Origin of the sequence: Mycobacterium gordonae (assembly GCF_001417955.2) — a bacterium.
Taxonomy (GTDB): domain Bacteria; phylum Actinomycetota; class Actinomycetes; order Mycobacteriales; family Mycobacteriaceae; genus Mycobacterium; species Mycobacterium gordonae_B.
On the sequence record NZ_LKTM01000358.1, the window covers coordinates 1 to 13,023 of the forward strand.

The following is a 13,023-nucleotide window of genomic DNA, read 5'->3' on the forward strand; positions in this document are numbered from 1 at the left end:
CTCTCTCCGCCACCGGTAACGGCGGGAACGGCGGGAGCGGCGCGGGCGGCGGCACCGGTGGCAAGGGTGGTGCCGGCGGCCTTGGCGGAGTGGCCCTGGCCTCGGGCGCCAACGGCAACGGCGGGACCGGCGGCGATGGCGGCGTGGGCGGTAAGGCCGGCGACGGTGGTAGCGGCGGCAACGGCGTTGTGACGAGCGGCTTTGTCGCCGGCAGTGGTGGGGCCGGCGGCAACGGCGGCAACCCCGGCGCCGGCGGCGGCTTCGGGGCGGGCGGCGGACCAGGCGGCCCCGGAGCCAGCTTTGGCGCGAACGGCGTAGCCGGTAAAGCTCCCACCAGCGGCGGCAACGGAGGCCACGGCGGAGCCGGCGCTAACGCTGTCATCGCCGGCGCGACGGGTGGCAATGGCGGAGCCGGAGGCAACGGCGGGCTCGTCGGCAACGGCGGCAATGGCGGAGCCGGCGCCGATGGCGCCGCAGGCAAGGCCGGCGTCAACGGCGTCACTTCCGGCGACTCCGGTACCGACGGCGGGGCAGGTGGCAGCGGGGGCTACGGCGGCAACGGCGGCTCAGGCGGCTCAATCAGCGGTAACGGCGGCAATGGCGGGGCGGGCGGCGCCGGTGCCGCCGGCGGTAACGGCGGCGACGGCGCCACCGGCGCGGCAGGAGTGGCCGGGGTCAACAACGGAGCCGGCCAAGACGGCGGGTCGGGCGGCAAAGCCGGCAGCGGCGGCAATGGCGGGGCCGGCGGCAACGGCGGCACAGCCGCACACGGCACCGCCGGAGCGAATGGCAACGGTGGAGCCGGCGGCCACGGCGGCAACGCCGGCACCCCCGGCGACGGCGGAGCAGGTGCAGCCGGGAACGCCACGTACGTCGACGGCGGGGCCGGCGGTAACGGCGGCAACCCGGGCACGTTGGGAACCGGCGGCACCGGCGGCAACCCCGGCACCGGCGGCAGCGGAGGCAGCAAAGGCCTCGACGGCGGGTCTGGGGCCGCGGTCACCAGCGGCGGCAACGGCGGCACCGGCGGAGCCGGTTTCACTGCCGTTACCGCCGGCGCCAACGGCGGCAACGGCGGGGCCGGCGGCAACGGCGGCTCGATCGGCAACGGCGGCAGTGGTGGCAGCGGCGGCAACGGCGCGGCCGGCGCGCCAGGGTTCGACGGCGGCGGTGGTGGGAAGGGAGGCGCGGGCGGCAACGGCGGCACCGGCGGCAATGCCGGCAGCGGCGGCAACGGAGGCAACGGAGGCGCCGGCGGTGCGGACACCGGCACCGGTGGGAGTGTCGCCCCAGCGGGCGGCAACGGCGGCGATGGAGGCGCGGCGGGCACGCCCGGTAACGGCGGCACCAGCGCTACGGGTGGTGCCGGTGGTGACGGCGGCCAGGGCAGCACGGGCAACGCCGGCAAATTCGGCGCCCCTGGCCTGTCCGGTGACACCGGTGGCGCCGGCGGTGCCGGCGGTAACGGCGGTGCTGGCGGCGCGACCGGGACCGGTGGCAACGCCGGCAATGGCGGTGCCGGCGGCAATGGCGGCCGCGGCGGCGCCGACTACTCGCTCGGCGGACAGATCGCCGCAGCCGGCGGCGCCGGAGGCAATGGCGGCGCCGCCGGCTCGGCCGGTAGCGGCGCCACCGCAGGCAAAGGGGGCCTCGGCGGCAACGGCGGCAGCGGCGGTGCCGGCGCCGACGGCAACAACGGCAACGTCGCCGCCGACGGCCTGAACGGCGACGCCGGCGGCGCTGGTGGTGCGGGCGGCAACGGTGGCGACGGCGGCCCGACCGGCACCGGCGGCAACGCCGGGAACGGCGGGGCCGGCGGGAACGGCGCCCAGGGCGGCATCGACACCGGGACTGGTGGAAAAGCCGCGCCCCGCGGGGGCAACGGCGGCAAGGGTGGTGCTGCCGGCACCCCGGGTGGCGGCGCCACCGCGGGCAACGGCGGCATCGGTGGCAACGGCGGCAACGGCGGCCAAGGCAGCGGTGGCAACCCATACGGCAGCGCCAACCCCGGCCTCGCCGGCGACGCCGGCGGCCAAGGCGGGATCGGCGGCAGCGGCGGCAACGGCGGCGCCACCGGGACTGGCGGCAACGCGGGCAACGGCGGCAACGGCGGCAACGGCGGCAACGGCGGCACCGACACCGGGTTCGGCGGAGCTACCGCCCCCGCTGGCGGCGCCGGAGGTGCGGGTGGAGCGGCCGGGCTGGTCGGCACCGGCGCCATCAGCGGCAAAGGCGGACACGGAGGCGCCGGCGGCAATGGCGGCAATGGTGCCGTCGGCAACAACGGCGCCGGCGGCAACGTCGCCGACAACGGGGGCGCCGGGGGTGCCGGCGGCGCCGGCGGCGGCGCCGGCTTCACCGTCAGCACCGGCAATGTCGGCGGGGACGGTGGACGCGGCGGAAACGGTGGTGCCGGCGGCACCGGCGGGTCGTCCAGCGGCGGCGGAAACGGCGGCGCGGGCGGGGCCGGCGGCAACGGCGCCAGCGTCACCGGCGCCGGCAACTTCGGCGGAAACGCAGGCAGCGGTGGCAACGGCGGCGCAGGCGGCGACGCCGGCGCCGGCAGTGGTGCCAACGGGGGCGCCGGCGGCAACGGCGGCACCGCCGGTACCGCAACAGCCGGCACCGGTGCCACCGCGGGCAAAGGCGCTAGCGGCGGCAACGGCGGCAGCGGCGGTGCTGGTGCGAACGCCGGCGGACCCTTCGCCGGCGGCAAGGGCGGCTATGGCGGCACCGGCGGCAACGCCAGCGGCACGAGCAGTGTCGGTGGCAACGGCGGCAATGGCGGCAGCGGGGGCAACGGCTACGCCGTGGGCTTCATCGGCGGCGCCGGCTTCAGCGGCGGTGACGGTGGCGCCGGCGGCAGCGGCGGCACGGCCACCGGCACCGGCAGCGTCGGCGGCAACGCCGGCAACGGCGGCAACGGCGGCAACGGCGGCGCGGGCGGACTCGACACCGGCACCGGCGGGACCACCGCGCCGGCCGGCGGGGCCGGCGGCAACGGCGGCATGTCCGGCGTGGCAGGGACCGGCGCTACTGCAGGCAAATACGGCACCGGCGGCAACGGCGGCAACGGCGGTGCCGGCACCGCGGGCAATAACGGCGACCCCAACAAGCCCGGAGACAACGGCGGCACCGGTGGCCAGGGCGGTTACGGCGGATACGGCAACGGCAACACCGGTGTCGGCGGCAACGCCGGCAACGGCGGCGCCGGCGGCAAAGGCGGTAACGGCGGCCTCGACGTGGGTACTGGCGGAGCTACCGCACCGGCCGGCGGCAACGGCGGCAACGGCGGCGATGCCGGCTACGCAGGCGGAGCCGGCTCGGGTAAGACAGGCAACGGCGGTAGCGGCGGTAACGGTGGTCAAGGCGGTGCCGGCAGTACCGGCAACAACGGCAACGCCGGGCTGGCCGGTGACAACGGCGGCGCCGGCGGCACAGGCGGCAACGGTGGCGCCTCCCACATCGGCTACGGGGGCACTGGCATGGGCGGCAACGCCGGGGCTGGCGGCGCGGGCGGCAACGGCGGCAACGGCGGCACCGACAGCCACAAAGGCGGCGGATTCGTCGCCCCGGCTGGTGGCGCCGGCGGAGACGGCGGTGCCGCCGGGACGCCCGGCACCGCCGGTTATAGCTGGACTGTTGGCGCCGGGGCCACTGGCGGCAACGGTGGCACCGGCGGTTACGGCAGCACCGGCAGCAACGGCACGTTCCCGCCGAGTGGCAGTAACGGCAACGGCGATTACGGCGGTGCCGGCGGTGCCGGCGGCAGCGGGGGCAATGCCACCGGGACCGGCAGCGTCGGTGGCAACGCCGGCAGCGGCGGCAAGGGTGGCAACGGCGGCAACGGCGCCAACGACATTGGCAACGGCACCCCGGTCGGTGGCAACGGCGGCAACGGGGGCGATGCGGGGACCGCAGGCACCGGCGCTACCGCAGGCACCGGCGGCAATGGCGGCAACGGCGGCACCGGCGGGAACGGCGGCAACGGTGCCACTGGCGGGTGGAACGGATTACTGAACGGCGACGGCGGCGGCACCGGCGGCAACGGCGGCAACGGCGGTAACGCCTCCGGCACCGGCAGTGTCAGCGGCAACGGCGGCACGGGCGGCACCGGCGGCAATGGCGGCGACGGCGGCACCGACAGCGGCGCCGGCGGCATGGCGGGCGGTGCTGGCGCTCAGGGCGGCACCGGCGGCAGCGCGGGTGTGGCCAGCAGCGGAGCACTCTCGGGGAACGGTGGCGCCGGCGGTAAGGGCGGTGCCGGCGGAAATGGCAGCACTGCCACGACCGCGGGCACCGCCGGCGGGGCCGGCGGCCTCGGTGGCACCGGCGGCACGGGCGGCAACTCGGGCACCGGCGGGACCAACGGCGCCAGCGGCGCCGGCGGCAACGGCGGCAACGGCGGCAACGGGGCGCTAGCGGGCTCCTTCGTCGGCGGCGGCAAAGGCGGTGCCGGCGGTGCCGGTGGTGACGCCGGTGCGGCCGGCACCGGCGGTACGGTCTCAAGCGCCGTCGGCGGCCCTGGTGGCAACGGCGGCCATGGTGGCAACGGAGGCGCCGGCGTGACGTCGGCGGGCTCATTCGGCGGCGGCAACGGCGGCATCGGGGGCAACGGCGGCGCGTCGGGCACCGGGGACCTCGTCGAGACCGGCGGTGCTGGCGGTGCCGGCGGCGCGGGCGGCAACGGCGCCACAGGCCTGGCAGGCAGCGCAGGCGGCGACGGCGGCCAAGGCGGCCTGGGCGGAAACGGCGGCAGCGCCACCGGCACTGGCGGTGTCGGCGGCAAGGCCGGCAACGGCGGCATCGGCGGCAACGGCGGCAACGCCGGCGCCGACATCGGTACCGGCAGCGGCATCGCCCCATCCGGCGGCAACGGCGGCAACGGCGGCAATGCCGGCACGGCCGGCACCGGCGCCATCGCCGGCAACGGAGGCATCGGCGGCAACGGTGGCAACGGCGGAGCCGGTGCAACTGGCAACGCCGGCAACCCCAGCAAGCCCGGTGATGCCGGCGGCAACGGCGGTGCCGGCGGTGCCGGCGGCAACGCCACCGGCACCGGCAGCGTCGGCGGAAACGGCGGAAGCGGCGGCACGGCCGGCAACGGCGGCAACGGCGGCACCGACACCGGAACCGGCGGAACCACCGCGCCAGCCGGAGGCAACGGCGGCGTCGGCGGAAACGGCGGTAACGCTGGCAGCGGCGCTACCTGGGGCAACGGCGGCGGCGGCGGCAAAGGCGGCGGCGGCGGAAACGGCAGCACCGGCTACAGCTACACAAGTGGCCCTAGCACGCCCGGCGACACCGGTGGCAACGGCGGGGCCGGCGGCACGGGCGGCATCGGCGGCAACTCCGGTTCCGGCGGCACCAACGGCGCCAGCGGGGCGGGCGGTAACGGCGGCAACGGCGGCAATGGCGGTGTCGGCGGCGATATCAGTGGCCCTCTTGGCGCCGGCGGTAACGGCGGCAACGGCGGGGCCGCCGGCACGGCCGGCACTGGCGGCACCTTCTCAAGCCCCGTCGGCGGCGCCGGCGGCAACGGCGGCAACGGCGGCAACGGCGGCAACGGGCTCAACAACACCGCCCACTCCAATGTCGGCACACCGGGAGGTGCCGGCGGCAACGGCGGCACTGGCGGCGCCGGCGGCGTCGGCGACCTCGTCGAGACCGGCGGCAACGGCGGACAGGGCGGGATCGGCGGCAACGGTGCCAATATGACCTTCCCGTACAGCGTCACTCTCGTCGGCGGTACCGGCGGGGCCGGCGGCAACGGCGGCGCCGGCGGCGCCAGCACCGGCGGAATCGCCTCCAACACCGGCGGAACCGGCGGCATGGCGGGCGCCGGCGGCGCCGGCGGTACCGGCGACCCAGCCTCGAACGTCCCACCCGGTATGGGCGGCACGGGCGGGGCCGGTGGGCTTGGCGGCGCGGGCGGCTTCGCCAGCGGCGCCGGGGCCATCGGCGGAAACGGCGCCTCGGGCGGCATGGGCGGTGCCGGCGGCGCCGGCGGCAACGCCGCGTCGGGTAAGGGCTTCGTCGGCGGCGCGGGCGGCCAGGCCGGTGCGGGTGGCGCAGGTGGTGACGGTGGCAGCACCGGCGGCGGCACCAATGGCTCCGGCGGCGCGGGCGGCAACGGCGGCGCCGGCGGCAACGGTGGCTCCGGATCCAGCGGTGTGGGCTTCGGCTTGGCCGGCGCGGCGGGCGGCAACGGCGGTGCCGGTGGCGACGCCGGCGCCGGTGGGGCCGTGGGCAGTGGTGGCAGCGGCGGTGGCGCGGGTACTGCGGGTACGGGCGGGACCGGCGGTAACGGCGGGGCAGGCGGTAGCGCCGGGGCCGCCGGCGCGGGCATCACCGGCCTCAGCGGCGGCGCCGGCGGCACCGGCGGCAACGGCGGATCCGGTGGTGTCACCGGCACTGGCGGCAACGCCGGCAACGGCGGCGCCGGTGGGAACGGCGGCAATGCCGGTGCCAACCTCGGTGGTCCAGGCTATGTCGGTGGTACTGGCGGCGCCGGGGGCGACGGGGGCAAGGCCGGCACCGGCCTCATCTCAGGTAACGGAGGCAATGGCGGCACCGGCGGCACCGGCGGCGCCGGCAGTGACGGTTCCGGCGCCGTCGGCGGCGGCAATGGTGGCGCCGGCGGCGCCGGCGGCACCGGCGGCAACGGCGGCAACTCGGGCTTCGGCGGCACCAACGGCGCCAGCGGCGCCGGTGGCAACGGCGGCAACGCGGGCAACGGTGGCAACGCCGCGGTCGGAAATGGCGGTAACGGCGGCACAGGCGGCAAAGGCGGTAACGCCGGGTCTGCAGGCTCCGGCGGCAGCTTCTTCAGCCCGGCAGGCGGCGTGGGTGGCAGCGGTGGCAACGGCGGCAACGGCGGCACCTCAGCCCCGAACGCTAGTTGGACTGGCGGCTTCGGCGGGTCCGGCGGTGACGGCGGCAACGGGGGCAGCGGCGACCTCGTCGAGTTCGGCGGCGCCGGCAATGGCACCGATCACAGCTTCGGCGGCCAAGGCGGCAACGGCGGCAAAGGCGGAGCCGGCGGGGCCGGCGGCTACACCGGTGTGAACGGCGTCAACGGGGACGGCGGCAACGGCGGCGTCGGCGGTAACGGTGGCGCCGGCGGCAGCAACGTAGGCCTCACGCCCGGCCAGACGGTTTACGGCGGCGGCAGCGGCGGAGGCGGTGCCGGCGGTACCGGCGGCAATGCCGGTGGCGGCCTCGGTACCGCAGGCACCGGCGGAATGGGTGGCACCGGCGGAAGCGGCGGGACCGGCGGCACCGCATCCAACAGCCTGGGCACCACCGGGGTCGGCGGAGCCGGCGGTGACGGCGGGCAAGGCGCCAGCGCTGTCGGCGTTGCCGGGGGTAACGGCGGAGCCGGTGGCGGCGGCGGTGGCGGTGGCGGCGCCTATCTCGACACCGCCGGCGGCGGTGGCGGTGGTGCCGGCGGCGCCGGAGGCAACGCCAGCGCCACCGGCGGCACCGGAGGCAAAGGCGGCACTGCGACCAGCGGCGTCCACACGGGTACCGGCGGCAAGGGTGGCGCAGGCGGAACCAACGGCACCGGCGGCGGTGGCGGCGGCGGCGGCGTGGCCACCAGCACCTTCAATAACAACGGTGGTGCGGGACAAAGCGGTGATTCCGGCGGCACCGGCGGCACCGGGGGTAATGGTGCGAACGCTGGAGGCAATGGCGGCATCGTCGGCTCCCCCACCTCCGGTGGCCGCGGAGGCAAGGGCGCAGGCGGCATCGATCCAAATAACGGAGTTGCCGGCCAGAACAGCTGACACCAGCGCCTGACGTGCGGGTTTGACGCATCTCTAGGGTGGGCGCGACCACCGAGGCGTTCCTGGCTAGGCTGTGCTCAAGGTCATGTCGGGGTACCCCAGTCCGGTTTCGTCACACCTGGTCGCCGCTTGGCCGCTGTCGACAGCCCAAACGACGGAAACGTGGAGCAAGTGAACGTCTACATACCCATATTGGTGATGGCGGGCATTGGTGCGGCCTTCGCCATCGGTTCGGTCTTCCTGGCCAGCATCACCGGCCCCAGCCGATACAACCGGTCGAAGCTCGAGGCTTACGAATGTGGGATCGAGCCCACTGAAACCGGGTTCAGCGGACCGCACGCCGCGAGCGGGCAGCGCTTCCCGATCAAGTATTACCTGACCGCAATGTTGTTCATCGTCTTCGATATTGAAATTGTGTTCCTCTATCCGTGGGCGGTTAGCTTCGATTCGCTGGGGACTTTCGCGCTCGTCGAGATGGTCATATTCATGCTCACGGTTTTCGTGGCCTACGCGTATGTGTGGCGCCGCGGCGGCCTGACGTGGGATTGAGGTAGGTAGGACGTGGGACTGGAAGAACAGTTACCCGGCGGAATCCTGCTGTCCACGGTCGAGAAGGTTGCGGGCTACGTCCGCAAGAACTCACTGTGGCCGGCGACGTTCGGGTTGGCCTGCTGCGCGATCGAGATGATGGCCACGGCAGGGCCGAGGTTCGATATCGCCCGGTTCGGCATGGAGCGGTTCTCGGCGACGCCGCGACAGGCGGATCTGATGATCGTCGCCGGCCGGGTCAGTCAGAAGATGGCGCCGGTGCTGCGCCAGATCTACGACCAGATGGCCGAGCCGAAATGGGTTCTGGCGATGGGTGTCTGCGCGTCGTCCGGCGGGATGTTCAACAACTACGCGGTGGTCCAGGGCGTCGACCACGTGGTGCCGGTGGACATCTACCTGCCCGGCTGCCCGCCCCGGCCCGAGATGCTGCTGTACGCAATCCTCAAGCTGCACGAGAAGATTCAGGAAATGCCGCTGGGGGTCAACCGGGAGAAGGCCATCGCCGAGGCCGAAGAGGCCGCCATGGCTGCCCGGCCGACGATCGAGATGCGCGGGCTGCTGCGATGAGCTCACCGGACAAGGACTCGCAGGGCGCAACCCTCACTCCGGGTGCCGACATACCGCCGGAAGGTCAGGAGGTCATCAACGTCCGCCGCGGCATGTTCGGCGTGCGCGGCACGGGCGACACCTCCGGCTACGGACGGCTGGTGCGCGAGATCGCGCTGCCCGGCGAAAGTCCCCGCCCGTACGGCAGTTACTTCGACGACATCGCCGACCGCCTGGCCGAGGCATTGGACCGCGAGGGCCTCGACTTCAACGAGGCGATCGAGAAGGTCGTGGTCTATCGCGACGAGCTCACCCTCTACGTGCGCCGGGATCTGCTGCCGCAGGTCGCCCAACGGCTGCGGGACGAGCCGGAACTGCGTTTCGAGCTGTGCCTGGGCGTCAGCGGGGTGCACTACCCGAATGAGACCGGCCGCGAACTGCACGCGGTGTACCCACTGCAGTCGATCACGCACAATCGTCGGCTCAGACTGGAAGCCGTTGCGCCCGATAGTGATCCGCATATCCCGTCGCTGTTCGGGGTGTACCCCACCAACGACTGGCACGAGCGCGAGACCTACGACTTCTTCGGGATCATCTTCGACGGCCACCCGTCGCTGACCCGGATCGAGATGCCCGACGACTGGCACGGGCACCCGCAACGCAAGGACTACCCGCTGGGCGGGATCCCGGTGGAATACAAGGGCGCGCAGATTCCGCCGCCCGACGAACGCAGGGGCTATAACTGATGAGCGCACCAGCAGAGACACTCGTCGTCGCCGGCGGCCAGGACTGGGACAAGGTCGTCGACGCCGCCCGCAAGGCCGATCCCGGCGAGCGCATCGTCGTCAACATGGGACCCCAGCACCCGTCCACCCACGGCGTGCTGCGGCTGATCCTCGAGATCGAGGGCGAGACGGTTACCGAGGCCCGGTGCGGGATCGGCTACCTGCACACCGGCATCGAGAAGAACCTCGAATACCGGTACTGGACGCAGGGCGTCACCTTCGTCACCCGAATGGATTATCTGGCACCGTTTTTCAACGAGACCGCCTACTGCCTGGGTGTGGAGAAGCTGCTCGGCATCACCGACGAGATCCCGGAGCGGGTCAACGTGATCCGGGTGATGATGATGGAGCTCAACCGCATTTCGTCGCACCTGGTCGCATTGGCCACCGGCGGAATGGAATTGGGCGCCATGACGCCGATGTTCGTCGGCTTCCGGGCCCGCGAGATTGTGCTCACCCTTTTCGAGAAGATCACCGGCCTGCGGATGAACAGTGCGTACGTCCGGCCCGGTGGCCTGGCGCAGGACCTGCCGCCGGGCGGTGTCGACGACATCGCGGCGGCCCTGAAGGAACTGCGAATTCCGTTGCGCCAGATGGGTGAACTGCTCAACGAGAACGCGATCTGGAAGGCGCGCACCGAGGACGTCGGATACCTGGACCTCACCGGGTGCATGGCGTTGGGCATCACCGGCCCGATCCTGCGCGCCACCGGGCTGCCGCACGACCTGCGCAAGAGCGAACCCTATTGCGGATATGAGAACTACGAGTTCGACGTGATCACCGAGGACACCTGTGACGCGTACGGGCGCTACATGATTCGTGTCAACGAGATGTGGGAGTCGATCAAGATCGTCGAGCAGTGCCTGGACAAGCTCCAGCCCGGCCCGACGATGGTCGAAGACCGTAAGATCGCCTGGCCTGCAGACCTTTCCGTGGGCCCCGACGGCATGGGCAACTCCCCGGAGCACATCGCCAAGATCATGGGCAGCTCGATGGAGGCCCTGATCCACCACTTCAAGCTGGTCACCGAGGGCATCCGGGTTCCGGCCGGCCAGGTGTACGTGTCGGTGGAATCACCGCGCGGCGAGCTGGGCGTGCACATGGTCAGCGACGGCGGTACCCGCCCCTACCGGGTGCACTACCGGGACCCGTCGTTCACCAATCTGCAGTCGGTGGCCGCGATGTGCGAGGGCGGCATGGTAGCCGACCTGATCACCGCGGTCGCCAGCATCGACCCCGTGATGGGCGGAGTGGACCGATGAGCGAATCAGGCAGCGGCGAGCGGGTTTTCCTCCGGCTCGGCCCGCCACCGGAGGAACCCAACCAGTTCGTGGTGGAGGGTGCGCCGGAGTCCTATCCCACCGAGGTGCGCGCGCGGCTGGAGGTGGAAGCCAAGGAGATCATCGCCAAGTACCCGAACAAGCGGTCGGCTCTGCTGCCGTTGCTGCACCTGGTGCAGGCCGAGGACTCCTACATCACCCCGGCCGGGATGGAGTTCTGCGCCGACCAACTGGACCTCACCGGCGCCGAGGTGTCGGCGGTGGCCAGCTTCTACACCATGTACCGGCGCGGCCCCACCGGCGACTATCTGGTCGGCGTCTGCACCAACACGCTGTGCGCGGTGATGGGCGGCGACGCGATATTCGAGGATCTCAAAGGGCATCTCGGTGTCGGCAATGACGAGACCACCGACGACGGAGCCGTGACGCTGCAGCACATCGAGTGCAACGCGGCCTGCGACTACGCGCCGGTGATGATGGTCAACTGGGAGTTCTACGACAACCAGACCGTCGAGTCCGCCCGCGAACTCGTCGACTCGTTGCGCGGCGGCGAGCCGAAGGCCCCGACCCGCGGCGCACCGCTGTGCAAGTTCCGCGAGACGTCACGCATCCTGGCCGGTCTGCGCGATGAGCGTCCCGACGAGGGACAGGGCGGGCCCGGCGCGGCCACCCTGGCCGGGCTGCGGGTGGCCAAGGAGAACGACATGCAGGCTCCCCCTGGTCCGGAAGGCCAAGCATGACAACACCTTTGACCCCGGTCATCAGCCGCTACTGGGACGACCCCGAGTCCTGGTCGCTGGCGACCTACGAACGCTATGACGGCTACCAGGCCATGAAGAAGGCCCTGGCCATGAATCCCGACGACGTGATCGCCACCGTCAAGGACTCAGGGCTGCGCGGCCGTGGCGGTGCCGGCTTCTCTACCGGCACCAAGTGGTCGTTCATCCCCCAGGGCGACAAGGGTCCGGCGGCCAAGCCGCACTACCTGGTGGTCAACGCCGACGAGTCCGAACCCGGTACCTGCAAAGACATTCCGCTGATGCTGGCCACCCCGCATGTGCTCGTCGAGGGCGTCATCATCGCCGCCTACGCGATCCGGGCCAGCCACGCGTTCATCTACGTGCGCGGCGAAGTGGTGCCCGTGCTGCGCCGGCTGCAGAACGCGGTGGCCGAGGCATACGCCGCCGGTTACCTCGGCCGCGACATCGGCGGCTCGGGATACGACCTGGAGCTGGTAGTGCACGCCGGCGCGGGTGCCTACATCTGCGGCGAGGAGACCGCGCTGCTCGACTCGCTGGAAGGCCGCCGCGGCCAGCCCCGGTTGCGGCCGCCGTTCCCCGCGGTCGCCGGCCTCTACGGCTGCCCCACCGTGATCAACAACGTCGAGACCATCGCCAGCGTCCCGTCCATCGTCCTCAACGGCGTCGACTGGTTCCGGTCGATGGGCAGCGAGAAATCGCCTGGCTTCACGCTGTATTCGCTCTCCGGGCACGTCACCCGGCCCGGCCAGTACGAGGCCCCGCTCGGTATCACGTTGCGCGAGCTGCTCGACTACGCCGGCGGTGTCCGGGCCGGACACCGGCTCAAGTTCTGGACGCCGGGTGGTTCGTCGACTCCCCTGCTCACCGACGAGCACCTCGATGTGCCGCTGGATTACGAGGGCGTCGGCGCTGTGGGATCCATGTTGGGCACCAAGGCACTCGAGATCTTCGACGAAACCACCTGCGTGGTGAGGGCTGTTCGCCGCTGGACCGAGTTCTACAAGCACGAGTCCTGCGGCAAGTGCACGCCGTGCCGCGAGGGCACCTTCTGGCTGGACAAGATCTACGCCCGCCTGGAGAACGGCCAGGGCACCCGCGAAGACCTCGACAAGCTGCTGGACATCTCCGATGCGATCCTCGGAAAGTCGTTCTGCGCGTTGGGAGATGGCGCGGCCAGCCCGGTGATGTCGTCGATTCAGCATTTCCGCGACGAATACATCGCCCACGTCGAGACCGGCGGGTGCCCGTTTGACCCCAAAGATTCCATGCTGACCTCCAAGCCAGCGACGTTGAACGGAAAGGCCTGACGCTG

At 72.8% G+C, this 13,023-nt stretch carries 7 protein-coding genes; all 7 read left to right on the forward strand.

Going from position 1 to position 13,023, the window contains the following annotated elements; all coding sequences use genetic code 11:
• The coding region (locus tag AO501_RS40390) for a hypothetical protein (protein WP_055580865.1) at positions 1-7,790 on the forward strand (7,790 nt) is incomplete at its 5' end.
• A 171-nt stretch (positions 7,791-7,961) separates the two neighbouring features.
• Positions 7,962-8,339, forward strand: a complete 378-nt coding sequence (locus AO501_RS28175) for an NADH-quinone oxidoreductase subunit A (protein ID WP_055580866.1) — start codon at positions 7,962-7,964, stop codon at positions 8,337-8,339.
• Positions 8,340-8,351: 12 nt separating this feature from the next.
• A complete protein-coding gene (locus tag AO501_RS28180) occupies positions 8,352-8,906 on the forward strand; it encodes a NuoB/complex I 20 kDa subunit family protein (protein ID WP_055580867.1) in 555 nt (184 codons plus the stop codon).
• Positions 8,903-9,631 carry an NADH-quinone oxidoreductase subunit C gene (locus tag AO501_RS28185; RefSeq protein WP_055580868.1) on the forward strand — a complete coding sequence of 243 codons (729 nt, stop codon included), beginning with the start codon at positions 8,903-8,905 and terminating at the stop codon, positions 9,629-9,631. The genes AO501_RS28180 and AO501_RS28185 overlap by 4 nt, the downstream gene beginning before the upstream one ends.
• Positions 9,631-10,932, forward strand: coding sequence for an NADH dehydrogenase (quinone) subunit D (nuoD, locus tag AO501_RS28190; RefSeq protein WP_055580869.1), 1,302 nt, complete (start codon positions 9,631-9,633; stop codon positions 10,930-10,932). The genes AO501_RS28185 and nuoD overlap by 1 nt, the downstream gene beginning before the upstream one ends.
• Positions 10,929-11,690: an NADH-quinone oxidoreductase subunit NuoE gene (gene nuoE, locus AO501_RS28195; protein WP_055580870.1), complete on the forward strand. Its 762-nt coding sequence runs from the start codon at positions 10,929-10,931 to the stop codon at positions 11,688-11,690. Before nuoD ends, nuoE begins: the two co-directional genes overlap by 4 nt.
• On the forward strand, positions 11,687-13,018 hold the full coding sequence (gene nuoF / locus AO501_RS28200) for an NADH-quinone oxidoreductase subunit NuoF (RefSeq protein ID WP_055580871.1): 1,332 nt from the start codon (positions 11,687-11,689) through the stop codon (positions 13,016-13,018). Before nuoE ends, nuoF begins: the two co-directional genes overlap by 4 nt.
• Positions 13,019-13,023: the final 5 nt, after the last annotated feature.